The sequence below is a fragment of the Streptomyces sp. NPDC008317 genome, from assembly GCF_042955955.1.
Lineage (GTDB): Bacteria > Actinomycetota > Actinomycetes > Streptomycetales > Streptomycetaceae > Actinacidiphila.
In genome coordinates, this window is the sequence record NZ_JBIBFQ010000011.1 from 1 (window position 1) to 24528 (window position 24528).

Below are 24528 nucleotides of genomic sequence, written 5' to 3' on the forward strand. Positions count from 1 at the left end.
GTTACATTCCGAACCCGGAAGCTAAGCCTTTCAGCGCCGATGGTACTGCAGGGGGGACCCTGTGGGAGAGTAGGACACCGCCGAACAATCTTTATCAATGCCTTGGCCCCCGAGCTTCGACTCGGGGGCCAAGGCATTTTTGTTTTCCGTTACCCTCTGTTCACGTCGCTCCGAGACTCTGGGCCTCCCGATAGGCGGAGGTGTGGAGACGTGCAGCAGATGACGACTGCCGGACGACGGCACAGGATCGCTTCGGACGCGACGGCCGCCGCGCTGCGCACGTCGCTCGAGGAGCTGGGTATCGGGACAGGGGACGAGGTCATCGTCCCGTCGTTCGGACCGGGCGCGCCGGCCGACGCCGTCCGACTCGCGGGCGCCACACCGGTGTTCGCGGACATCGACCCCCGGACGTTCTGCCTGGCCCCCGAGGCCGTCGCCGCGGGCGTCACGGCGCGGACGGCCGCGATCGTACCCGTCCACGTGTTCGGGCACCCCGCGCCGATGGCGCGGCTCGACGACCTGGCGTCGCGCCGTGGTCTGGCGCTCGTGGAGCAGGGCACCGAGGGCGGTGTCGAGGAGGACGCGGGAGTGGTCGCCCGGCGGCGGGCGCACGCGCGGTTCCTGGACTCGGCGCTCAAGGGCGTGGTCGTGCCGTACACCGAGCCGGGGGCGCACCACCTCTACCGGCAGTACGCGGTACGGATTCCCGGCAACGGCCGGCCGGACCGGGACGCCTTCGCCGCGGCCCTGGCGGCACGGGGCGTGCGGGCGACCGTGAGCGTGCCCGTACCGGTGCACCGGATGCCCGCGCACCGGTCGGGGGCCGTGTTGCCGCAGACCGAACTGGTGGCCGCGGACAGCCTGTCGCTGCCGGTCCACCCCGGCATCACCCAGCGGGAGTTGACGCACATCGCGGACGCCTGCAACGCGCTCGGCGGACTGCTGTGAACCGCCGCTGAACGACCCCTGAGCGTGCTTCGAGCACCCGCGTTCATGGGATAGGATCTTCCCATCGACGCGCCCCAATAGCTCAGTCGGTAGAGCGTCTCCATGGTAAGGAGAAGGTCTACGGTTCGATTCCGTATTGGGGCTCGGCACAGAAGGCCCTCACCGTCAGGTGGGGGCCTTCTTCATGTCGTCGCGCATCAGGACCCGCGCCGAGGACCGCGCGAAGAATCCCCGTGCGAAGAATCCCCGTGCGAAGAATCCCCGTGCGAAGAACCCGCGCTACTCGGACTTCTTCGGAACCCGCATCGACAGGATCGCCATGTCGTCGGACGGCGCGTCAGAAGCGAAGCGCTCAACGGCCCGTTGGATACGGGCGGCCACGGCGCCCGCGGTCAGGCCCGTACAGGTGGACAGGACGTCGGCGAGGCCGTCGTCGCCGAGCATGCGGGTGCCCTCGCGGCGCTCGGTGACGCCGTCGGTGACGCAGAGCAGGACATCGCCCGGGTCGAGGGAGACGGTCTGCTCGTACAGTTCGAGGTCGTCCATCACGCCGAGCAGCGGCTGCGGTTCGGCGGCGGGTTCGACAGTGCCGTCGGGGCGCAGGCGCAGCGGGAGCGGGTGGCCGGCGCAGACCATGCGCAGGACGGCGCTGCCGTCGTGCTGGGGCCACAACTCGCCGTACAGGAGCGTGAGGAAGCGGCTGCGGGCGCCCTCGTCGAGGATGGCGGCGTTGAGGCGTTCGAGGACGGCGGGGCCGCCGAAGCCCTCGCGGGCCAGCAGGCGCAGCGCGTGCCGGGCGAGGCCGGTGACGGCGGCGGCCTCCGGGCCCGTACCGCAGACGTCGCCGATGGCGAAGCCCCAGCAGCCGTCGCGGATCGGGAAGAGGTCGTAGAAGTCGCCGCCGACCTCGTTGCCCTCGCCCGCGGCGCGGTAGACGACCTCGACCTCGACGCCGGGGATGTGCGGCAGCTCCGGCGGCAGGAGGCTGCGCTGGAGGGCCTGGCTGATCGCGGTGCGCTCGCTGTAGAGGCGGGCGTTGTCCAGGGCGAGCGCCGCTCGGCGGGAGAGGTCTTCGGCGAGTTCGAGGATCTCCTGGCGGAAGCGTTCGTCGGCGGGCTTGCCGAGGGTGAGCATGCCGATGACCCGGTTGCGGGCGACCAGCGGCAGGACGACCGTTTCGCCGCCGACGGCCGCCGCGGTGGCGAGCGCGACACCGGGGGCGCTCGGCGCGCGCCCGCCCTTGCCCGAGGTGGGCGTGGCGGCGTTCGGCGCGGACGAGGAGGGCGCGGAGCGCGCGCCGACCCCGAGGCTGCGCAGAGAGGCCCGCAGGGCGCTGGAGTGGGCCGCGTCGGAGGGCGCGGTCCACATGCGGGCGCCGGGTGTCGGGTCGGGCTCCGGAGGCCGTACCTGGGACAGCAGCGCCTTGATGCCGTCGATGCGGTCCTCGTCCTCGTGCAGGACGAAGGCCAGCTCCGGCTCCGACTGCTCGGCGATCGTGTAGACCGCGCACCAGCTCGCCAGCGTCGGAACCGTCATCTGGGCCATGAGGGCCAGCGTCTGGTCGCGTTCCAGCGTGCCCGCGAGCAGGTCGGACGCCTCGACGAGGAAGGACAGCGAGCCGCGGCGCAGCCGTTCCAGCTCGGTGAGCCGGGCGCTCTCCACGGCGAGCGCGATCCGGTCGGCGGCGAATTGGAGCCGCAGCGCTTCCTGGTTGTTGTAGCGGCCGGGGGCCTCGGCGGCGACGCCCAGCGAGCCGGTCAGGCGGCCCTCGACCTTGAGCGGCACGGTGACCACCGAGCGCATGCCGGTGCCGGACAGCAGCGGTACGGCGCCGGGGACCGCGGTGAGGTCCTCGTGGACGGCCGGCATACGGGCGCTGCCGTAGCGTCCGGTGCCCGCTTCGACGGGGACGCGGGCGAAGCGCTGGCGGGCGGACGGCAGGCCGGTGGAGGCGCGTACTTCCAGCTCGGTCTCGTCGTCGGTGGCGAGCAGCAGGTAGGCGGCGTCGCCGTCGAGCATGTCGCGGGCGCGTTCGACGGTGCGCTGGAGGAGGCTGTCGAGGTCGTCGGGGGCGGGGGAGCCGATGAAGACCTCGAAGGCGTCCGTGGTCTTGCCGCGCTGGCCGAGGCCGGATTCCGCGCTGCCGGAGCCGCGGGACGGCGTCTGGAGCACGGCCCGCTCCTCGGCGCGCACCAGCAGGATGACGGTGGAGGGCTCGCCCTCGCTGTCGCGGACCCGCAGGTGGGAGCCGTACACGGGCAGGACGCGGCCGTCGGCGTCGCGCAGGCCGTAGGTGCCTTCCCAGCGGGAGTGCAGCAGGGCCTCGGCGAGGCCGATGCCGGTGCCGGGGGTCTGCGGCCAGGCGGTGAGGTCGGCGAGCGGTTTGCCGACGACGTCGGCGGCGGGGTGGCCGAAGAGCTCGGCCGCGTCGTCGTTCCAGCGCGTGATCGAGCCCATGCGGTCGACCTGGACGACGGCGACGCGCACGCTCTCGTCGGTGAGCGGGAGGTCGGCGGCGGGCAGGACGGGTCCGGCGGAGCGGGTGCCCGCGGGGCGCTCGGGCAGGTCGAGCTGGAACCAGACGTGCTTGCCCGCGCCGGTGTACTCCACGCCCCAGCGGCTGGCCAGGGCGGCGCACAGCAGCAGGCCGCGCCCGCCCTCGTTGTCGGGGTCGCGGAACTGGCGGCCTCTGCCCTGGATGGGGATCTCGCGGTCGGGGTAGTGGTCGGCGACCTCGACGCGTACGGCCGTCTCGTACCGCAGACACTGCACGTCGGCGGCGGTGCCCGCGTGCACGACGGCGTTGGTCACCAGTTCGCTGGTGAGCACCACCGCGTCGTCCACGACGTCGGCGAAGCCCCAGCCGTGCAGGGTGTCGCGTACGAAGGCACGCGCGACGGCGACCGACCGCCCCACCGGTTCGAAGCTGGCCGCAGCGCGCGCCGTGATCACCGGTCTCCTCGTTGCTCGTCCGTGGGCGGGTCCGCTGACCGGTCCCGCCGCCCGTGCCGCCGCCGTCCTGCCCGGTCCTCGTCGGCGGCCCCCTGAGGTGTACGCCTGGCAAGGTGCGGCGCCGCCGACACAAGAGCCAGGTTACTTACCCACGCGGACACCGCGTGCGCCGGTTGCGGGTGTTTCCACCCCGAACGTGCCACGGGTTATCAGCGTTGCCGCCGAACTGTTATGGCCGGGTGGGGCCATGGTGAAACACTGGGCATGCTCTCAAGGCAGCAATCTTGCACTTTTGCAGGTCGGTCGACCCTCCAGGAGGGACACGGTGGAGTCTGGCGCATCGGCGCGGGGCACGAGCACGCGCACGAAGAACGGGCGATCCCGCGCCAGTGGGACCGTAGAGGTCGATTCGGCCGCGCTGGTCAAGCTCCTCGGAGCGCTGGCCGCGATGCGGGACGGGAACTTCCGCAAGCGGCTGACGGTGTCGGGTGACGGCGTGATGGCGGAGATCTCCGCCGTCTTCAACGAGGTCGCGGACCGTAACCAGCACCTTACCGGTGAGCTGGCCCGGGTCCGGCGGGTCGTCGGCCGGGAGGGAAAACTCACAGAGCGGCTGGAGACCGGTGCCTGCGAGGGCGCCTGGGCCGCCGCGATCGAGGCGTCCAACGCGCTGGTGGACGATCTCGTACGGCCGGTGTCGGAGGTCGGGCGGGTGCTGTCGGCGGTGGCCGAGGGCGACCTGGAACAGCGGATGGACCTGCGGTCGCAGAACGCGGACGGGTCGGCGCACCCGCTGCGCGGTGAATTCCTCAAGGTCGGCCGGACGGTCAACGGGCTGGTGGACCAGCTCTCCGCGTTCACCGACGAGGTGACGCGGGTGGCCAGCGAGGTCGGTACCGAGGGCAAGCTGGGCGGCCAGGCGAAGGTCCGGGGCATGGCGGGGTCCTGGAAGGACCTCACGGACTCGGTCAACACCATGGCGTACCGGCTGACCGCCCAGGTGCGGGACATCGCGCTGGTGACGCAGGCGGTCCTGAAGGGCGATCTGTCCCGCAAGGTCACCGTGCACGTGGCCGGCGAGATGCTGGAGCTGAAGAACACCGTCAACACGATGGTGGACCAGCTCTCCTCGTTCTCCTCCGAGGTGACCCGGGTGGCCCGCGAGGTGGGCACCGAGGGCGAGCTGGGCGGCCAGGCCCAGGTGCCGGGCATGGCCGGTGTGTGGAAGGACCTCACGGACTCCGTGAACCTGATGGCCGGGAATCTGACGGCCCAGGTGCGGGACATCGCGCAGGTGACGACGGCGGTCGCCAACGGCGACCTGTCGCAGAAGATCACCATCGGCGCGCGCGGCGAGGTCGCGCAGCTCGCCGAGACGATCAACGCGATGACCGAGACGCTGCGGACGTTCGCCGACGAGGTGACGCGGGTCGCCGGTGAGGTCGGCGCCGAGGGTCTGCTGGGCGGTCAGGCGCAGGTGCCGGGCGCGGCGGGTACGTGGAAGGACCTCACCGACTCGGTGAACACCGCCTTCCGCAACCTGACCGGCCAGGTGCGCGACATCGCCCAGGTGACCACGGCGGTCGCCAACGGCGACCTGTCCCAGAAGGTCACGGTGGACGTCTCCGGCGAGATGCTGGAGCTGAAGAACACCGTCAATACGATGGTCGACCAGCTCTCCGCGTTCGGCGCGGAGGTGACGCGGGTGGCCCGCGAGGTCGGCGTCGAAGGTGTGCTGGGCGGTCAGGCGCAGGTGCCGGGCGCGGCGGGTACGTGGAAGGACCTCACGGACTCCGTGAACACGGCCTTCCGCAACCTGACGGGCCAGGTCCGTAACATCGCGCAGGTCACGACGGCGGTCGCCAACGGCGATCTGACGCAGAAGGTCACGGTGGACGTCTCCGGCGAGATGCTGGAGCTCAAGAACACTGTGAACCGGATGGTCGACCAGCTCGGTTCCTTCGCCGCCCAGGTGACGCGGATGGCGCGTGACGTGGGTACGGAGGGGCGGCTGGGCGGTCAGGCGCGGGTGGACGGGGTGGCCGGCACCTGGAAGGACCTGACGGACTCCGTCAACTTCATGGCCGGCAATCTGACGTCCCAGGTGCGGCAGATCGCGCAGGTCACGACGGCTGTGGCGCGCGGTGACCTGTCGCAGAAGATCGACGTGGACGCGCGCGGGGAGATCCTGGAGCTGAAGAACACCATCAACACGATGGTCGACCAGCTCTCGTCGTTCGCCGAGCAGGTGACCCGCGTGGCCCGTGACGTGGGTACGGAGGGGCGGCTCGGCGGCCAGGCGCAGGTGCCAGGCGTCGCCGGTGTGTGGCGCGACCTGACCGACTCCGTGAACGGCATGGCGGGGAATCTGACGGCCCAGGTCCGCAACATCGCCGAGGTCGCCACCGCTGTGGCGCGCGGTGACCTGTCGCAGAAGATCGACGTGGACGCCCGGGGCGAGATCCTGGAGCTGAAGAACACCCTGAACACGATGGTCGACCAGCTCTCCGCGTTCGGCGCGGAGGTGACCCGGGTGGCCCGCGAGGTGGGCACCGAGGGCATCCTGGGCGGGCAGGCCGAGGTGCAGGGCGTCAGCGGCACCTGGAAGGACCTGACGCAGTCCGTCAACTTCATGGCGAACAACCTGACCAGTCAGGTCCGCAACATCGCCGATGTCACCAACGCGGTGGCGCAGGGCGACCTGTCCCGGAAGATCACCGTCGACGCCAAGGGCGAGATCCTGGCGCTGGTGACGACGGTGAACCAGATGGTGGACACGCTGTCCGCGTTCGGTGACGAGGTCACGCGCGTGGCCCGCGAGGTCGGTACGGAGGGCCAGCTCGGCGGCCAGGCGCGGGTCCGTGACGCGTCGGGCATCTGGAAGGACCTCACCGACAACGTCAACCTGATGGCCAACAACCTGACCAGCCAGGTGCGTTCGATCTCGTCGGTCGCCACGGCCGTGGCCAACGGCGACCTGACGAAGAAGATCACCGTCGAGGCGCGCGGCGAGGTCGCGCAGCTCGCCGAGACCATCAACACGATGGTGGACACGCTGTCGGCCTTCGGTGACGAGGTCACGCGCGTGGCCCGCGAGGTGGGCACCGAGGGCATCCTCGGCGGCCAGGCGCGGGTGCCGGGCGTGGCGGGCACCTGGAAGGACCTCACCGAGTCGGTGAACGGCATGGCGTCCAACCTGACCGGTCAGGTGCGGCAGATCGCGCAGGTGACCACGGCGGTCGCCCGCGGTGATCTGTCCAAGAAGATCGACGTGGACGCGCGCGGCGAGATCCTGGAGCTGAAGACGACCATCAACACGATGGTCGGGCAGCTCTCCGCCTTCGGTGACGAGGTGACCCGCGTCGCTCGCGAGGTGGGCACGGAAGGACGTCTGGGCGGTCAGGCGCGGGTGCCCGACGTCTCGGGCATCTGGAAGGACCTCACCGAGTCCGTGAACCTGATGGCGAACAACCTGACCAGCCAGGTCCGCAACATCGCGCAGGTCGCGACCGCGGTGACCCGCGGCGATCTCAATCTGCGGATCGACGTGGACGCGGCGGGCGAGATCCTGGAACTCCAGGACTACATCAACACGATGATCGTCCGTCTGCGCGAGACCACGCTCGCCAACAAGGAGCAGGACTGGCTCAAGGGCAACCTGGCGCGGATCTCCGGCCTGATGCAGGGCCGCCGCGACCTCGGCGACGTGGCCGCGCTGATCATGAGCGAGCTGACCCCGGTCGTCTCCGCGCAGCACGGCGCCTTCTTCCTCGCGGAGGACACCCAGGAGGTCGGGGAGGAGTACGAGCTGCGGCTGATCGGCGCGTACGGCTTCTCCAAGCGGACGATGTCGTCGGTCTTCCTGCCGGGGGAGGGGCTGATCGGCCAGGCCGCGGTGGAGAAGCGCTCGATCCTGATCGAGAACGTGCCGCCGGGTTATCTGAAGATCACCTCGGGGCTCGGCGAGGCACCTCCGTCGCACGTCATCGTGTTGCCGGTGCTCTTCGAGGGCCGGGTGCTCGGCGTGATCGAACTGGCCGCCTTCCAGCCGTTCACCCAGATCCAGAAGGACTTCCTCAACCAGATCACCGACATCATCGCGATCAGCGTCAACACCATCTCGGTCAACACCAAGACCGAGGGACTGCTCAAGCAGTCCCAGGAGCTGACCGAACAGCTCCAGGAGCGCTCGGCGGAGCTGGAGAACCGGCAGGCCGCCCTGGAGATGTCCAACGGCGAGCTGGAGGAGAAGGCCGAACTGCTGGCCCGGCAGAACCGCGACATCGAGGTGAAGAACACCGAGATCGAAGAGGCCCGCCAGGTGCTGGAGGAGCGCGCGGAACAGCTCGCGGTCTCGATGCGCTACAAGTCGGAATTCCTCGCCAACATGTCGCACGAGCTGCGCACCCCGCTCAATTCGCTGCTCATCCTGGCGAAGCTGCTCGCCGACAACGCGGACGGCAACCTCTCGCCCAAGCAGGTCGAGTTCGCCGAGACCATCCACGGCGCCGGTTCCGACCTGCTCCAGCTCATCAACGACATCCTGGACCTGTCCAAGGTCGAGGCCGGCAAGATGGACGTCTCGCCGACCCGTATCGCCCTGGTGCAGCTCGTGGACTACGTGGAGGCCACCTTCCGGCCGCTGACCGCGGAGAAGGGCCTGGACTTCTCCGTCCGGGTCTCGCCCGAACTGCCGGTCACCCTGCACACCGACGAGCAGCGGCTGCTCCAGGTGCTGCGCAATCTGCTGTCGAACGCGGTGAAGTTCACCGACAGCGGCTCGGTGGAGCTGGTGATCAGGCCCGCGGGCACCGAGGTGCCGCAGTCGATCAAGGAGCAGTTGCTGGAAGCGGGCACGATGCGCGAGCCCGACCAGCCGCTGATCGCCTTCTCCGTGACCGATACGGGCATCGGCATCGCGGCCAGCAAGATGCGGGTGATCTTCGAGGCGTTCAAGCAGGCCGACGGCACCACCAGCCGGAAGTACGGCGGTACGGGCCTCGGTCTGTCGATCAGCCGCGAGATCGCCCGGCTGCTCGGCGGCGAGATCCACGCCGACAGCCAGCCGGGACGCGGCTCGACCTTCACGCTGTATCTGCCGCTGTCCCTGGGCGACTTCCCGCAGGCGCTGCCGCAACTGCCCGCGGGCGGCCACGGCGGCGACTTCGAGCAGGGCTCGGCCGGCGACCGGGCGCGTCCCGGCAGCAGCCTGGCCCGGCTGCGCCGCCGTTCCGCGCAGCCCCCGCAACTGCCCGAGGGCGGCGGCCAGTCCAACGGCTCTGCGCCCTCGAACGGGTCGGGTCCGCGCGGCGGGTCCGCGAACGGCTCGGCCAACGGCTCCGCGCAGTCGCGGGGTCCGGGCGGAGCGGGCACCGAGGACACCTGGTCCGACGAGGGGCACCCCGACGCGTACACCGGCTTCTCCGGCGGCTTCAGCGGCGAGAAGGTGCTGATCGTGGACGACGACATCCGCAATGTCTTCGCCCTCACCAGCGTCCTCGAACAGCACGGCCTGACCGTGCTGTACGCCGAGAACGGCCGCGAGGGCATCGAGGTCCTGGAGCAGCACGACGACATCGCCGTGGTGCTGATGGACATCATGATGCCGGAGATGGACGGCTACGCGACGACCACGGCGATCCGCAAGATGCCGCAGTTCGCCGGGCTGCCGATCATCGCGCTCACCGCGAAGGCGATGAAGGGCGACCGGGAGAAGAGCATCGAGTCCGGGGCGTCGGACTACGTGACCAAGCCGGTCGACACCGACCATCTGCTCACCTTGATGGAGGAGTGGATGCACGCCCGGTGACGGCCGGGCGCGGGCCCGGCGACGCCATGGGCCCGCGCCCGCGATCGTGCGCCCGATGAGGTGTGAGGGCGCCGATTAAGGGGAACCTTCTGGTCTCCGCCTACGTTTGCGGTACGTGTTGAGTGACCTGGCGGTGACAGGGTGTGGCGAACGGCGGGGTGCGGCTACCATGACCGGCACAAGGACGGGCGGCACGACGGAGTCGTCCCCGGGGGCGGCGACCGGTGTAGTGCCGGGGCGAGGAGGGCGGGCCATGGTGCAGAAGGCCAAGATCCTCCTGGTCGATGACCGGCCGGAGAATCTGCTGGCGCTTGAGGCGATCCTCTCTGCGCTCGATCAGACGCTGGTACGGGCATCGTCCGGGGAGGAAGCGCTGAAAGCGCTGCTCACCGATGATTTCGCGGTGATCCTGCTCGATGTCCAGATGCCGGGCATGGACGGGTTCGAGACCGCGGCGCACATCAAACGGCGGGAGCGGACCCGGGACATCCCGATCATCTTCCTCACCGCCATCAACCACGGCCCGCACCACACCTTCCGGGGGTACGCGGCGGGCGCGGTCGACTACATCTCCAAGCCGTTCGACCCGTGGGTGCTGCGCGCCAAGGTGTCGGTCTTCGTCGACCTCTACACCAAGAACTGCCAGCTCCGGGAGCAGGCGGCGCTGCTGCGGCTCCAGTTGGAACAGGGCGTGCCGTCCGCCGCGGGCGCCAACGGCAGGGGACGGGGCGCGGGCGAACCCGCGGGGCTGCTCGCCGAACTGTCCGCGCGGCTGGCCGCCGTCGAGGAGCAGGCCGAGGCGCTCACCAAGCAGCTCGACGAGTCCGCGGACGCCGCGGCCGTCGCCACCGCCGCCCACCTGGAGCGCAAGCTGACCGGCCTGCGCCGCGCCCTGGACGCGCTCGAACCGGGCACCGGCAACGGCGTCGTCAAGCTGCCGAATCAGGAGTGAGCCGTACGGGGAAGGCCGCGCGCCGCTTTTGACGTCGCGTCAGTCCCCGGCCCCGGCCGGACGACACGAACGGGCGTACTCTCAGGCACGCGTGTCACCCGATCACAAGGGCGGTAACCTCGGCACCATGGCCTCACGTACGTCCGGCACCGCCAAAAAAGCCCCGGCGAAGCCTGCGGCCAAGAAGACCGCGGCGAAGAAGCCCGCCGCCGCGAAGAGCGCCGCGGGGAGACCGCCCGCCAAGAAGGCAGCGGCGGCCAGACCCGCGCCCCGGCCCGCACCGTCGCCGACCAGCGGGCTCTTCCGTATGGCGCGCGCCGTGTGGCTCGGCCTGGCGCACACCGTGGGCGCCGTCTTCCGCGGCATAGGGCGCGGCGCGCGCGGCCTGGACCCCGCGCACCGCAAGGACGGCCTGGCGCTGCTCCTGCTCGGCCTGACCCTGGTGGTCGCCGCGGGCACCTGGTCCAACCTCCAGGGCCCGGTCGGCAACCTCGTCGAGGTCCTGATCACCGGTGCCTTCGGCCGCCTGGATCTGCTCGTGCCGTTCCTGCTCGGCGCGGTCGCCGTACGCCTGATGCGCCACCCGGAACAGCCGGAGGCCAACGGCCGGATCGTGATCGGCCTGTCCGCCCTCGTCATCGGCGCGCTCGGCCTGGTCCACCTGGCCTGCGGCGCCCCCGGCCGCGGCGAGGGCGCGACCGCGATGCGCGACGCGGGCGGCCTGCTCGGCTGGGCCGCCGCCTCCCCGCTCGTCTACACCGTCGGCTCGGTGCTCGCCGTCCCGTTGCTCCTGCTCTTCACCGGCTTCGGCCTGCTCGTGGTCACCGCCACCCCGGTGAACGCGATCCCGCAGCGGCTGCGCCAGGCCGCCACCCGCCTCGGCGTGTACGAGGCGCCCGCGGACCCCGAGGCGGTCCCGCTGGAGGACTTCTTCGAGGACGAGGACGACCCCCGCACCGCCGACACCACCGACGAGTCGCCCGTACGGCGGCTGCCGATCCGCTTCGGCAAATCGGCCGCGGAGCCCTACGACGTCGACAGCGACACCGACCCCGACGAGCGCTCCGCCGTCGCGTCCGCGGCCGGGGGCGACCCGGGCGCCGACGAGCCCAAGCCGCGCCGCCGCCCCAGGCGCCGCTCCGAGGCGCTGCCCGGCGACCGGGACGAGGACGGCAGGGACGCGGTGGACGTGGCCGCCGCTGCCGCCGCCGCGCTGGACGGCGCGGTGCTGCACGGTGTGCAGCCCTCCCCGCTGGTCGCCGACCTCACCAGCCGGATCAGGAAGCCGGTGCCGGCCGCGCGCGCCGAGGACACCCCGGAGGAGTCCGGCGGGGTCCCCGCGGAGTCCGGCGGCGTCCCCGACCTCACCAAGAAGTCGCCCGAGACCACGGGACCGCCGCTGCCGCCCCGCGCGGAACAGCTCCAGCTCTCCGGCGACATCACCTACGCGCTGCCCTCCCTGGACCTGCTGGAGCGCGGCGGCCCCGGCCGTACCCGCAGCGCCGCCAACGACGCGGTGGTCGCGGCGCTCGGCCAGGTCTTCAAGGAGTTCAAGGTCGACGCGGTCGTCACCGGCTTCACCCGCGGCCCGACGGTCACCCGCTACGAGGTGGAGCTGGGCCCCGCGGTCAAGGTCGAGCGGATCACCGCGCTCGCCAAGAACATCGCCTACTCGGTCGCCAGCCCCGACATCCGGATCATCAGCCCGATCCCCGGCAAGTCCGCGGTCGGCATCGAGATCCCCAACAGCGACCGCGAGATGGTCAACCTCGGCGACGTGCTGCGCTCCGCGGAGGCCGCGGGCGAGGACCACCCGATGACCGTCGCGCTCGGCAAGGACGTCGAGGGCGGCTACGTGATGGCCAACCTCGCCAAGATGCCGCACGTCTTGGTCGCGGGTGCCACCGGCTCCGGCAAGTCCTCCTGCATCAACTGCCTGATCACGTCGGTGATGGCCCGCGCCACCCCCGACGAGGTCCGGATGGTGCTGGTCGACCCCAAGCGCGTCGAGCTGACCGCGTACGAGGGCATCCCGCACCTGATCACCCCGATCATCACCAACCCCAAGCGGGCCGCGGAAGCCCTCCAGTGGGTGGTGCGCGAGATGGACCTGCGCTACGACGACCTCGCCGCGTACGGCTTCCGGCACATCGACGACTTCAACGCCGCCGTGCGCTCGGGCAAGGCCAAGACGCCCGAGGGCAGCGAGCGCGAGCTGACGCCGTATCCGTATCTGCTGGTGATCGTGGACGAGCTGGCCGACCTCATGATGGTCGCGCCGCGTGACGTGGAGGACTCCATCGTCCGCATCACGCAGCTCGCGCGCGCCGCGGGCATCCACCTGGTGCTGGCCACCCAGCGGCCCAGCGTCGATGTCGTGACCGGTCTGATCAAGGCCAATGTGCCCTCCCGGCTCGCCTTCGCGACGTCCTCGCTCGCCGACAGCCGCGTCATCCTGGACCAGCCCGGCGCCGAGAAGCTGATCGGCAAGGGCGACGGGCTCTTCCTGCCGATGGGCGCGAACAAGCCGATTCGTATGCAGGGCGCCTTCGTCACCGAGGACGAGGTCGCCAAGGTCGTCGACCACTGCAAGGCGCAGCTCACGCCCAGCTACCGCTCCGACGTCACGGTCGGCAGCGGCCCGAAGAAGGAGATCGACGAGGAGATCGGCGACGACCTGGACCTGCTGTGCCAGGCCGCTGAGCTGGTGGTTTCCACCCAGTTCGGCTCCACGTCGATGCTCCAGCGCAAGCTGCGGGTCGGTTTCGCCAAGGCGGGCAGGCTGATGGACCTGATGGAGTCGCGCGGCATCGTCGGCCCCAGCGAGGGCTCCAAGGCGCGCGACGTGATGGTGAAGGCCGACGAGCTGGACGACGTCCTCGCCGAGATCCGCGGCGGGGGAGCGTAGGAGCGGCCGGTCCGGAGCCGGGCGTCGGCAGGTCGAGCGCGCGGGAACGGCCGGTCCTGTACGTACCGGGGGCCCGGACGGCCCACGGAAATGCGTAAGTCACGGGACTCGGGGAATGTGTTGGGGCAACCGTTTCTCCTGTTCGTACGTCAAGTTGATACAGGGGGGCTCGTATCGATGCACACGGGTGAACCTGTCGGCTTCCGACGACGATCCTGACCGCGATCCCGATGGCAACCCCGACCGCGATCCCGATGGCAATCCTGATGGCGGACAAAAAGTGATCGTCCGGTTGCCGCCGCGTTTCGTACCCCCCCTAGACTGAACTTCCAGCAGGTGGCTGCACCCTCGAAAGGCGCCCTCGTGTCCGTCGGCAACTCGCCCTCCGAAGACCGGCCTTCGGTCGGTCACGCCCTCGCCCAGGCCCGTATCGCGGCGGGGCTCTCCATCGACGAGGTCAGCACCAGCACGCGGGTGCGCGTCCCGATCGTGCAGTCGATCGAACAGGACGACTTCTCGCGGTGCGGCGGCGATGTCTACGCCCGCGGGCATATCCGGACCCTGGCGCGCGCCGTCGGCGTTGACCCCGAACCGCTGGTCGAGCAGTACGTCGCCGAGCACATCGGCGAGGAGGCGCCCGCTCCCGTCGCGCCGCTCTACGAGGCGCAGAAGATCCGTTCGGAGCCGCGCCGGGCGAACTGGACGGCGGCCATGGTCGCGGCGATCGTCGCCGTGGTGGGCTTCGTCGGCTTCACGGTCTTCACTGGCGGCAGCGGCGGCGACAAGACCGCGGCGAACTCCCCGAGCCCGTCCGCGACCACCAGCGCGCCCGCCGTCACCCAGTCGCCGCAGAGCAACGGCGCCGATCCGAAGACGGACCCGACCGACAGCGCCATCGCCGCGGCCCCGCCCGGCAAGGTCACCGTCAAGATCAGCGCCGAGAGCGGCACGAGCTGGGTCCAGGCCAGTGACGGCAACGGCAAGCAGCTCTTCCAGAAGTCGCTGAAGAAGGGCGAGTCCCAGACCTTCACCGACGACAAGAAGATCAAGCTCGTCGTCGGCAACGCGGGCGCCGTCAAGCTCTTCGTCAACGGCAAGGACCTCGGCGCCGCGGGCACCGACGGTCAGGTGGTGCGTCTCACCTACACGCCGGGTGACCCCACGCAGGGCTGAATTGTGCTTCCCCGCCGTCCCGGCACCACCGCGAGCACCGGTGGCGCGGGGGCGGCGGCGACATGGCCGGGTACGCTGAGCGTATGCCCGAACCCCGTACCGTCGCTCTTGTCACGCTCGGCTGCGCCCGCAATGAGGTGGACTCCGAGGAACTCGCCGGCCGGCTGGCGGCGGACGGATGGCAGTTGGTCGACGACGCCTCCGAGGCCGATGTGGCGGTCGTGAACACCTGCGGCTTCGTCGAGGCGGCCAAGAAGGACTCGGTGGACGCGCTGCTGGAGGCCAACGACCTCAAGGGGCAGGCGCGCACCCAGGCCGTCGTCGCGGTCGGCTGCATGGCCGAGCGGTACGGCAAGGAACTGGCCGAGGCGCTGCCCGAGGCGGACGGCGTACTCGGCTTCGACGACTACGCGGACATCTCCGACCGGCTGCGGACGATCCTGGCCGGCGGCGTCCACGCGTCGCACACCCCGCGCGACCGGCGCAAGCTGCTGCCGATCAGCCCGGCCGAGCGGCAGGCGGCGAGTGTGGCGCTGCCGGGGCACGCGCAGGGGCACGGGACGTCGGGCGAGGAGCCGGTCGAGGCCGCCGTGAGCGCTCTTGAGGCTTCCGAGGACTTCGCGGCCCAGGCGCCCGCCGATCTGCCCGAGGGCGTCGCGCCCGCCTCCGGCCCGCGCGCGCCGCTGCGCCGCCGCCTGGACTCGGGACCCGTCGCCTCCGTGAAGCTCGCCTCCGGCTGCGATCGGCGCTGCACCTTCTGCGCGATCCCGTCCTTCCGCGGCTCCTTCATCTCCCGCCGCCCCTCCGACGTCCTCGGCGAGACCCGCTGGCTGGCCGGAGAGGGCGTCAAGGAGGTGATGCTGGTCAGCGAGAACAACACCTCGTACGGCAAGGACCTCGGCGACATCCGCCTGCTGGAGACCCTGCTGCCGGAGCTGGCGGCGGTCGACGGCATCGAGCGGGTCCGGGTCAGCTACCTCCAGCCCGCCGAGATGCGCCCCGGCCTGATCGACGCGCTCACCGGAACTCCGGGCGTCGTCCCGTACTTCGACCTGTCCTTCCAGCACTCCGCGCCCGCCGTGCTGCGCGCCATGCGCCGCTTCGGCGACACCGACCGCTTCCTCGAACTGCTGGACACCATCCGGGCCAAGGCCCCGGAGGCGGGTGTCCGCTCGAACTTCATCGTCGGCTTCCCCGGCGAGACGGAAGCCGATCTGGCCGAGCTGGAACGGTTCCTGGGCTCCGCGCGGCTGGACGCCATCGGCGTGTTCGGCTACTCGGACGAGGACGGTACGGAGGCGGCGACCTTCGGCGACAAGCTCGACGAGGACGTGGTCGCCGCCAGGCTCGCGCGGGTCTCGCGGCTGGCCGAGGAGCTGACCGCGCAGCGCGCGGAGGAGCGGCTGGGCGCGACGGTACGGGTGCTGGTCGAGGCGGTGGACGAGGAGACCGGCGAGGTGACCGGCCGGGCCGACCACCAGGCGCCGGAGACCGACGGGCAGGTCGTGCTGGCGGTGCCCGACGGCGCTCCCGCCCCGCTGCCGGGGACCTTCGTCATGGCGAAGGTGACGGCGACCGAGGGCGTGGACCTGATCGCGGAGCCGCTGGACATCCCGACGGTTCCGGCGAGCCGTGCGGTTCCCGAGATTCCGGCGGTTCCTGAGGTTCCTGAGGATACGACCGGGACCGCGAGTGCCGCGGGGGGCGTGACCGACGCCCCGCGCGGCCTGCAGGAGGTGGGCAGATGACCGGAGCCCCCGCGCCCGCCGCCCCGGCCTCCTCGGCCCCCGACCACCTCGGGGACCCGGTGCTGCCCAAGGCCGACCTGTGGAACATCGCGAACATGCTCACGATGGCCCGGCTGGTCCTGGTCCCCGGCTTCGTGCTGCTGCTCGTGCACGGCGACGGGCACGACCCGGCCTGGCGCTCCTTCGCCTGGGCCGCCTTCGCCGTCGCGATGATCACCGACCTCTTCGACGGCGAGCTGGCCCGCCGCTACGGCCTGGTCACCGACTTCGGCAAGATCGCCGACCCCATCGCCGACAAGGCGATCATGGGTGCGGCGCTCGTCGGCCTGTCCGCCCTCGGCGACCTGCCCTGGTGGGTCACCGTCGTCATCCTCTTCCGCGAGCTGGGCATCACCGCCATGCGGTTCTGGGTGATCAGGCACGGCGTGATCCCCGCCAGCCGGGGCGGCAAGCTCAAGACGCTCACGCAGGGCATCGCCGTCGGCATGTACGTCCTGATCCTGACCGGCCCGCTGGCCACCGTGCGGGCCTGGATGATGGGCGCCGCGGTCGTCCTGACCGTTGCCACCGGCTTCGACTACGTACGGCAGGCGGTCGTCCTGCGCCGCGCGGGACTGGCGGCGGAGCGCGCCGCGGTCGCGGCGGCCTCCGAGGCGGTCGCGGAAGCGGCCGCCGCTCCGGCCCAAGCTCCGGCGGGCGCTCCGGCGGGCGCGACCGCGGCGGATTCCGTGGCCGGCGTCGAGCTGGAGGCCGAGGCCGGGGCCGAGCGACCGCAGGGCGTATGACCGCCGCTGGGCGGGCGGACGCGGCGGAGGTACTGCGGCTGCTGGACGAGCGCGGCCGGACGCTGGCCGTCGCGGAGTCCCTGACCGGCGGTCTGGTGGCCGCGGAGCTGACCGGGGTGCCCGGCGCCTCCCGGACCTTCCGCGGCTCGGTGACGGCGTACGCGACCGCCCTCAAGCACGAGCTGCTCGGCGTGGACGCGGCCCTGCTGGCCGCGCGCGGCGCCGTGGACGCCCAGGTGGCCCGCGAGATGGCCGAGGGCGTACGGGACCGGCTCGGCGCCGACTGGGGCGCCGCGACGACCGGGGTGGCGGGACCCGACCCGCAGGATGGGCAGCCGGTGGGCACGGTGTTCGTGGCCGTCGCGGGTCCCGGCGGTGCGGTGGGCGCCGCGCTCAGGCTGGCGGGCGACCGTACGGAGATCCGGCGGGCGACCGTGGCCGCCGTATTCGAACTGCTGACCTCGGAGCTGAGGAAGACCCGCCCCGAGAAGAGTCCGGAGGCGAAGGATAGGGAAGAACACGGGGGGAAGGGATGTTTGCAGCCCTGAGTGAACACGACATCGCTCCCCGCACGGCCGGTGCCCGAGGCGGTACGGTGGGGCGAAGAGGATGCGGATTCGCGGTCCGAGGAGGGAGCCACCGATGATCCTGCTCCGTCGCCTGCTTGGTGACGTGCTGCGTCGGCAGCGCCAGCGCCAGGGCCGCACCCTGCGTGAGGTCTCTTCGTCCGCCCGGGTTTCCCTGGGCTATCTGTCAGAGGTCGAACGGGGGCAGAAGGAAGCGTCATCCGAGCTGCTCTCGGCGATCTGCGACGCCTTGGACGTTCCTATGTCCGAGGTGATGCGGGAGGTCAGTGACGATCTGTCGCTTGCCGAGCTGGCACAGTCGGCGGCGTCCGAGACCACTGCCGCGCCGATGCGGCCCCTGCTGGGTGCGGTCACTTCTGTCACGTCCATGACGTCCACACCGGACGAACGGATCACTATCAAGGCGCCCAAGAAGTCTGCCGAGGCTGTCGACGTGGTCGCCGCCTAGCCTTCTGACCTGCTTGTTCCGACGGCCCCGACCGGCTCGCTCCCGGTCGGGGCCGTCGGCGTGTGCCCGACGTCCGCCGGGCTTCGGCCGTTCCGCTGCCCTTCTCCCGGTGTGGTTCGGGCCGCCCTTCGCCCTTCTCCCGCCGAGCTTCGGGCCGCGCTTTCGTCCGCGCTGTTGTTCGTGCTTTTGCCATGTGTGCGAGCCCGAGGCAGGGTAGGCGGGGAGGGTCAAGGGGGGCGAAACGGACCTCATGGTGTCGATCCGCTAGGAGAGAACCGCATGACTGTCGTCAAGAGCCCGCTGTCGGAGCCGGACCGGAAGACCGTCGGAGACGCGCTGCAAGGCGCCCTGGTGGACCTCCTGGACCTGTCGCTGCTCGCCAAGCAGGTGCACTGGAATGTCGTCGGCCCGCGCTTCCGCTCCGTCCATCTCCAGCTCGACGAGGTCGTCGACACCGCCCGGCTGCACTCCGACACGGTCGCCGAGCGGGCCTCCGCGATCGGCGTGACGCCCGACGGGCGGGCCCGCACGGTCGCCGAGACCAGCGGGATCGACACGGTGACCGACGGCTGGGTCAAGGACACCGAGGTCGTCGAAATCCTGGTCGCCGCGCTGGACGCCGTGATCGTGCGGATGCGCGAGCGGATCGAGACCACCGAGCAGCCCGATCCGGTCAGCCAGGACATCCTGATCGGGATCACCGCCGACATCGAGAAGTTCCACTGGATGTTCCAGGCCGAGAACGTCTGACGCGCGGCCGGAATGTCGCTTTGCGTGCATATGTCGCAGCTGGTCGTGGCCGTGCGGCGACCCTTTCGGGTGAACGTTGCCCGGGGCCTGCCGGCGCGCGGCTAGCGATCTTGGCGGCAGGGCATCGCACCTGAGTACGGGACCCGCCGCGGGCGGCCTCCCGCCGCAACCTCGGGGGTCCGAAGGAGGCGGCCATGCGCGCACTGCGAGTTTTCGTGCTCCAGGCCACGGACCGGGTGGGGGGCTGGTCATGGGACGGGTCATGGGGTCGGTCATGGCGCCGAACATCGGTGCGGCCGCCGGGCCGGGAGACGCCGGACGGTTCTCCGGTCCGCGGTAGGGGATTCGCGGGCCGCGGTGCTGAATCCGGTGTCCGCCGTACGGGATCCGGCCGGGGCGTACGCTCCGCCGCCGTTGTGTTCGCGCTCGCCTGCGGGCTGCTGTGGTGGTGGGCGGTGCTGCGGCTGTGGATACGGCCGGAGGCCGTCGGGCCGTGGGAGGGCGCGATGGCCGCGGGCGGCTGGAGCCTCGGGCTCATACCGCTGCACGCGGTGCCGACGGTGAAGCGGCGGATGCGGGCGGCCGTCGCGGGTGACGCGGACGGGCCGTCCTTTCCGCGGGGGCCGATGGAACGGGTGCGGACCGGACGGCTGTCGCCCGACGCCGGATTCCGGGGATGCGTCCTACCAGGGCATGGCCACCCCGCCGTTGGGGCGGAGGATCTGGCCGGTGACGAAGGCGGAGGCGTCTGAGGCGAGGTAGAGCACGGCCGGGGCCACGTCCTCGGGCCTGCCGACCCGGCCCAGCGGGGACATGCGTGCCAGCGACTCCTCGGCGCGGGCCTGCGCCCTCTCGTCGAACACCCCGTCCGCGCCGGTGCCGTAGTGCGCGGTCATCGGGGTGCGGATGAAGCCGGGAGCCACGGTGTTGGCGCGGATGCCGAGCGGGCCCAGCTCGGTGGCGAGGGTCTTGGTGAGCTGGACGACGGCCGCCTTGGACACGCTGTAGCAGAGCAGGCCGCGCGCGCCCGTGTCGATCGCGCTGGACGACATCGTGATGATGCTGCCGCCGCCGCGGTCGGCCATCGCGCGGGCCGCCTTCTGGGCGCAGTGCAGCACCCCGCGGAAATTCACCGCCAGGACGCGGTCCAGGTCGTCGTCGCTGGTGTCGAGGACGCCGCTGCTGTGCATGATCCCGGCGACGGCCGCCAAGATGTCGAGGCCGCCGTGGTCCCGGACGATGCCGGCGACGGTGCGGGCGATAGCCGCTTTGTCGGTGACGTCGAGCGCCCTGGGCTCGGCCCGGCCGCCGGCCTCATCGATCAGCGCCGCCGTCTCGCGTACCCCCGGCTCGTCCCGGTCCGCGCACACCACGACCGCGCCCGCTGACGCCAGCGACCGCGCGCTGGCCCGGCCGATCCCGCTCGCCGCTCCGGTGACCAGGGCGACCCGCCCGCTGAGGTCGTACGCCGTGACCGTCATGAGTCCGACCGTACGACCGTATCTGACGGTGCGTCAATTGCCGTGCGGGGGCGGACCTTTCTGACAGCTCGGGCACCAGTACGCGACCCGGCTCTGGTCCGCCCTGCCGTGCCGGTCGGTCCTGACCGTGGTGCCGCAGCGCAGGCACGGCCGGTTCGCCCGGTCGTAGACCCAGTGCGTACGGCCGCGCCGCGTATCGCCCGTGGTGATGTGGCCGGGGCGCTCCTTGTTCGCCTCCAGCAGCCGCTTCGCCAGCGCGACCACCTTCTCCGGCGCCCTGACGTCGCCGACCGCCGTCCACGGTGTCACCCCGCGCAGAAAACACAGCTCGACCACGTACACATTGCCGAGCCCCGCCATATTGCGCTGGTCGAGCAGCGCCTCGGCGATCTCCCGCTCCGGCTCCGCGACCAGCCGCGCCAGCGCCCGCGCCGGGTCCCAGTCGGGCCCGAGCAGATCGGGGCCCAGGTGGCCGACGGCCTCGGACTCCCGCGCGGTCGGCAGCAGCGCCAGTACCGGCAGCCGGTAGCCGACGGCCGTCCTGTGCTCCGTCTCCAGCACCGCCCTGATCTGGTGGGCGGGACCGCCGCGCCAGCGCTCACCGGGCGCGTACAGGTGCCAGGAGCCCTCCATCCGCAGATGCGAGTGGAGCGTCGCGCCGCCGTCCAGCCGGGTGAGGAGGTGCTTGCCGCGGCTCACCACTTCGAGGACCCGGCGGCCGGTCAGATCGGCCGTGGCCAATTGCGGCACCCGCAGGTCGGCCCGCACGAGGGCGCGCCCCGCCAGCGCGTCATGCAGTCGGCGGGCCGTCAGCCAGACCGTGTCTCCCTCGGGCATCTGTCCATGATGACGCGGGGCGGGGGCGGGGGTCACGTCGGGGCGGCGGCGGTTTCGGCGCGCCCCTGGGGGCGGGGTGCTGGCGGTTCGGGTGCGGGATCAGCCGAGCAGGCGGCGTTCGGTCGCCGCGGCCACCGCGCCCGCGCGGGTGTCGACGCCGAGCTTGTCGTAGATCCGGCCGAGGTGGGTCTTGACGGTGGCCTCGCTGATGAACAGGGCGCGGGCGATGTCGCGGTTGCCGAGGCCGCGGGCGAGCTGGCCGAGGATGTCGCGCTCCCGGGCGGTCAACTGCGGTCCCGGCGCGCGCATATGGGCCATCACGCGCCCCGCGACCGGCGGCGACAGCGCGGTGCGGCCCTGCGCGGCGGCGCGGATCGCGGAGAACAGCTCCTCCGGGCGCTCGGCCTTCAGCAGGTAGCCGGTCGCGCCCGCCTCGATGGCGCGGGTGATGTCGGCGTCGGTGTCGTACGTGGTGAGGACGAGGACGTACGGGCCGCCGTGCGCCGTGCCTGTTCCGTGCGCCGTGCCTGTTCCGGGCGCGGCGGCTGCTCCGGGCGTGGCGGCTGTTCCGGGCGTCTCCGGCCGAACGGATTCGGCCGGTGCGTGGGCCGCTGCGGCGGCGATCCGGCGGGTGGCCTCGACGCCGTCGATGCCCGGACCGAGCTGGAGGTCCATGAGGACCACGTCCGGCCGCGTCTTCGCGGCCATCGCGACGGCCTCCTCGCCGCTGCCCGCCTCGCCCACCACCTCGATGCCGTCCGCGCTGGCCAGCAGCGCCATCAGTCCGGCACGCACCACGGCGTGGTCGTCGCAGACCACGAGACGGACGGGTCGGATCTCGGTCACGGCGCGGCCTCCAGGGCTTCGAGGGGGACGGCGACGGACAGCACGGTGCCCTCGCCGGGGGCTGACTCGATGCTCAGGGTGCCGCCGAGCTGGCCCACCCGCGCGCGGATCGCGGGCAGCCCGTGGCCGCGTACCCCGGTGGCGGCGACGGCGGCCGGATCGAAGCCGCGCCCGTCGTCGGAGACGTCGAGCAGCACCTGGTCGTCGAGATACGTCAGCGTGAGCGTGGCGTGGGCGGCCCCGGCGTGCTCCGCGGTATTGGCGAGCGCGCCCTGCGCGATCCGCAGCAGCGCCGACCGCGTACGGTCCGGGAGCGGTACGGGCGAGCCCTCCACGTGGCAGCGGACCGTGAGGGCCGACGGCCGGGAGCGCGGAGCGTGCTCGGAGTCGTGAGAGCCTTCGGAGCGGTCGGAGTCTTCGGAGTGGTCAGAGTCTTCGGAGTGCTGCGCGGCGAGCGCGCGCAGGGCGTCGTCCAGGTCCTGTCCGACGAGCGCGGCGGGCGCGAGGTCGTGCACGAAGCGGCGTGCTTCGGCGAGATTCTGCTCGGCCACGGCGGTGGCGGTACGGACGTGGCCGCGGGCGGTGTCCGGTGCCGTCTCCCAGATCCGGTCCGCGGCCTGGAGCAGCATCCGCTGGCTGGACAGGCCCTGCGCGAGGCTGTCGTGGATCTCCATCGACAGCCGCTGCCGTTCCGCGAGGGTGCCCTCGCGCCGTTCGGTGGCCGCCAGTTCGCGGCGGGTGCGCACCAGGTCGTCGATGAGGGCCTGCTGACGGCCGGTCTGCCGCCGCATGTGGACGAAGACGGCGGTGGCGAGGGTGGCGACGGCGGGCGGCAGCAGCACCAGATTGGGGTCCGTCCCGTCCGCCAGCCGCAACTCCGCGATGACGACGAGTATGGCGAGCACCGCCACGAGCGCCACGGCCGCCCGGGTCGGCAGCGACCGCAGGCCCGTGTAGATGAGCGGGACGGCGCACCAGGCGAAGCTCGGCGCCAGCAGGACGACGACGGTCCAGCAGGCGACGAGGGCGGCGAGGCGTGCCAGCTCCCACCTGCGGGGGAGCGGTTCGCGTCGCCGTCCGGGCCGACGGCCCGCGAACTGGAGGACCGTGAGCGCCACGCTCAGCCCGATCACCCACGGCAGGCGACCGCTGTCCGGGTGCCGGTCGACGAAGCGGATGAGGGCGCCCGCGAGGAGGACGACGAAGGCGCCGTTCATGACCGCCGCCAGCCACCAGCCGTCCGGATCGGGGCTCGGCTCCGGGTCCCGCTCCGATGCGGGCTCTGGCCTCAGCTCCCATTCCGATTCCGATTCCGGCTCCGGCTGCGGCCTCCGGTTCGGCTCCGGCGTCCGGTTCGGCTCCGGGGTCGGGACCGGGGGCGCGTCCCGGTCCTGGCCGGGCGGCGGCGAGCTGTGCATCGGGGCTCCTGGTCGAGGGCGGGGTCGGGGCGCTGCGAGCGGTGCGGGAGGCGACCCGGTGACCGGCCGCCATTCGCAGCGTGACCTGCCGGAACGGCCCGCGCATCGACCGATCGGATGACCCGCCTGTCCTCCATCATGCCCGCGCGGGCGAGCCGTATCGCGGACCGGCGCGGCCCCGGTCCGGCCCGAGGATCGAAGGCAGAGGCGGGAACGCGAAGGCGGTCCCGCAGACCCGAGGAGTTGGAACGTCCATGAAGAAGATGTCCTCCCGTACCCGCGTCCTGACCGGTGCCGTGGCCGTCGCAGCCGTCGGCGCGGCCACCTTCGGCGCCGTCTCCGCGACCGCCGCCGCCCCGGCCGCGTCCGGCAAGGCCGCCCCTGCCTCGGCGAGCGCCGCCGCGTCCGGCAAGGACACCCGTCAGGTCGACCGGCTCACCACCGCCGCCGCGACGAAGGCCGCGCAGGCGGCCCTCGACGCCGCGAACCGCGCCGGCCAGCGCGTCACCGTCGCCGTCGTCGACCGGGACGGCAACACCGTCGTCACCCTGCGCGGCGACGGCGCGGGACCGCAGTCGTACGAGTCAGCCGAGCGCAAGGCGTACACCGCCGTGTCCTGGAACGCCCCCACCTCCGAACTCTCCCAGCGCCTCCAGCAGACTCCGCAGCTCAAGGACATCCCCGGCACGCTCTTCCTCGCGGGCGCCGTTCCGGTCACGGCCAAGAGCGGGCCCGTCGCGGCCGTCGGCGTCGCGGGCGCGCCCAGCGGGGACCAGGACGAGCAGTTCGCCCGGGCGGGAGCGGCAACGCTCGGCCATTGAAGGCCGACGGGCGGGAGGACACTCACCCCGGCGCCCGACAGACATGAGACGTGCGGGAAGCCCGA

Annotated in this window: 16 protein-coding genes, 1 tRNA gene and 1 rRNA gene; 13 read left to right on the top strand and 5 right to left on the bottom strand. The window is 71.9% G+C overall.

Annotation, left to right across the window (positions count from 1 at the left end):
- The 3 genes from rrf to ACFY9V_RS30195 all read left to right on the top strand — a co-directional run.
- Nucleotides 1-86: ribosomal RNA gene (gene rrf, locus ACFY9V_RS30185) — 5S ribosomal RNA — on the top strand; the annotation flags it as partial.
- Between the two features lie 133 nt (nucleotides 87-219).
- Nucleotides 220-948 carry a DegT/DnrJ/EryC1/StrS family aminotransferase gene (locus ACFY9V_RS30190; protein WP_355338780.1) on the top strand — a complete coding sequence of 243 codons (729 nt, stop codon included), beginning with the start codon at nucleotides 220-222 and terminating at the stop codon, nucleotides 946-948.
- Nucleotides 949-1019: 71 nt separating this feature from the next.
- Nucleotides 1020-1092 (top strand) — tRNA-Thr (locus ACFY9V_RS30195).
- Between the two features lie 135 nt (nucleotides 1093-1227).
- Here the strand turns inward: ACFY9V_RS30195 and ACFY9V_RS30200 are convergent.
- Nucleotides 1228-3900, bottom strand: coding sequence for a SpoIIE family protein phosphatase (locus ACFY9V_RS30200; RefSeq protein ID WP_355338115.1), 2673 nt, complete (start codon nucleotides 3898-3900; stop codon nucleotides 1228-1230).
- A 325-nt stretch (nucleotides 3901-4225) separates the two neighbouring features.
- Between ACFY9V_RS30200 and ACFY9V_RS30205 the strand changes: the two genes are divergently transcribed.
- The 9 genes from ACFY9V_RS30205 (at nucleotide 4226) to ACFY9V_RS30245 (ending at nucleotide 19060) form a co-directional block, all read left to right on the top strand.
- Nucleotides 4226-9709, top strand: a complete 5484-nt coding sequence (locus tag ACFY9V_RS30205) for a HAMP domain-containing protein (RefSeq protein ID WP_355338118.1) — start codon at nucleotides 4226-4228, stop codon at nucleotides 9707-9709.
- A 253-nt stretch (nucleotides 9710-9962) separates the two neighbouring features.
- Nucleotides 9963-10661: a two-component system response regulator gene (locus ACFY9V_RS30210; protein WP_188286139.1), complete on the top strand. Its 699-nt coding sequence runs from the start codon at nucleotides 9963-9965 to the stop codon at nucleotides 10659-10661.
- 127 nt (nucleotides 10662-10788) lie between these two features.
- Entirely contained in the window at nucleotides 10789-13569 is a 2781-nt protein-coding gene (locus ACFY9V_RS30215) for a DNA translocase FtsK (RefSeq protein ID WP_391163780.1), read from the top strand.
- A gap of 363 nt (nucleotides 13570-13932) precedes the next feature.
- Nucleotides 13933-14742: a RodZ domain-containing protein gene (locus ACFY9V_RS30220; RefSeq protein ID WP_188286150.1), complete on the top strand. Its 810-nt coding sequence runs from the start codon at nucleotides 13933-13935 to the stop codon at nucleotides 14740-14742.
- Nucleotides 14743-14825: 83 nt separating this feature from the next.
- Nucleotides 14826-16490, top strand: a complete 1665-nt coding sequence (gene rimO / locus ACFY9V_RS30225) for a 30S ribosomal protein S12 methylthiotransferase RimO (protein WP_391163781.1) — start codon at nucleotides 14826-14828, stop codon at nucleotides 16488-16490.
- The gene (gene pgsA, locus ACFY9V_RS30230) at nucleotides 16487-17275 is read left to right on the top strand and encodes a CDP-diacylglycerol--glycerol-3-phosphate 3-phosphatidyltransferase (protein WP_391163782.1); all 789 of its coding nucleotides are present in this window, start codon (nucleotides 16487-16489) and stop codon (nucleotides 17273-17275) included. Before rimO ends, pgsA begins: the two co-directional genes overlap by 4 nt.
- Nucleotides 17272-17823 carry a nicotinamide-nucleotide amidohydrolase family protein gene (locus ACFY9V_RS30235; protein ID WP_391163783.1) on the top strand — a complete coding sequence of 184 codons (552 nt, stop codon included), beginning with the start codon at nucleotides 17272-17274 and terminating at the stop codon, nucleotides 17821-17823. The genes pgsA and ACFY9V_RS30235 overlap by 4 nt, the downstream gene beginning before the upstream one ends.
- Nucleotides 17824-17917: 94 nt before the next feature.
- A complete protein-coding gene (locus ACFY9V_RS30240) occupies nucleotides 17918-18310 on the top strand; it encodes a helix-turn-helix transcriptional regulator (protein WP_355338132.1) in 393 nt (130 codons plus the stop codon).
- 279 nt (nucleotides 18311-18589) lie between these two features.
- Complete coding sequence (locus ACFY9V_RS30245) at nucleotides 18590-19060, top strand: DNA starvation/stationary phase protection protein (RefSeq protein ID WP_355338135.1); 471 nt, start codon at nucleotides 18590-18592, stop codon at nucleotides 19058-19060.
- A gap of 683 nt (nucleotides 19061-19743) precedes the next feature.
- On the opposite strand, the gene ACFY9V_RS30250 is transcribed toward ACFY9V_RS30245, so the two are convergent.
- The 4 genes from ACFY9V_RS30250 to ACFY9V_RS30265 all read right to left on the bottom strand — a co-directional run bounded on the left by ACFY9V_RS30250 (nucleotide 19744) and on the right by ACFY9V_RS30265 (nucleotide 23642).
- Nucleotides 19744-20541, bottom strand: a complete 798-nt coding sequence (locus ACFY9V_RS30250; RefSeq protein ID WP_391163784.1) for a glucose 1-dehydrogenase — start codon at nucleotides 20539-20541, stop codon at nucleotides 19744-19746.
- Between the two features lie 33 nt (nucleotides 20542-20574).
- Complete coding sequence (locus ACFY9V_RS30255; protein ID WP_391163785.1) at nucleotides 20575-21378, bottom strand: DNA-formamidopyrimidine glycosylase family protein; 804 nt, start codon at nucleotides 21376-21378, stop codon at nucleotides 20575-20577.
- A 99-nt stretch (nucleotides 21379-21477) separates the two neighbouring features.
- Nucleotides 21478-22158: a LuxR C-terminal-related transcriptional regulator gene (locus ACFY9V_RS30260; protein WP_391163905.1), complete on the bottom strand. Its 681-nt coding sequence runs from the start codon at nucleotides 22156-22158 to the stop codon at nucleotides 21478-21480.
- Nucleotides 22159-22220: 62 nt separating this feature from the next.
- Nucleotides 22221-23642 carry a histidine kinase gene (locus ACFY9V_RS30265; RefSeq protein ID WP_391163786.1) on the bottom strand — a complete coding sequence of 474 codons (1422 nt, stop codon included), beginning with the start codon at nucleotides 23640-23642 and terminating at the stop codon, nucleotides 22221-22223.
- A 254-nt stretch (nucleotides 23643-23896) separates the two neighbouring features.
- On the opposite strand from ACFY9V_RS30265, the gene ACFY9V_RS30270 reads away from it, so the two are divergent.
- Nucleotides 23897-24463 (top strand): heme-binding protein, encoded by a 567-nt coding sequence (locus ACFY9V_RS30270; protein ID WP_391163787.1) that lies wholly within the window; start codon nucleotides 23897-23899, stop codon nucleotides 24461-24463.
- Nucleotides 24464-24528 lie beyond the last annotated feature (65 nt).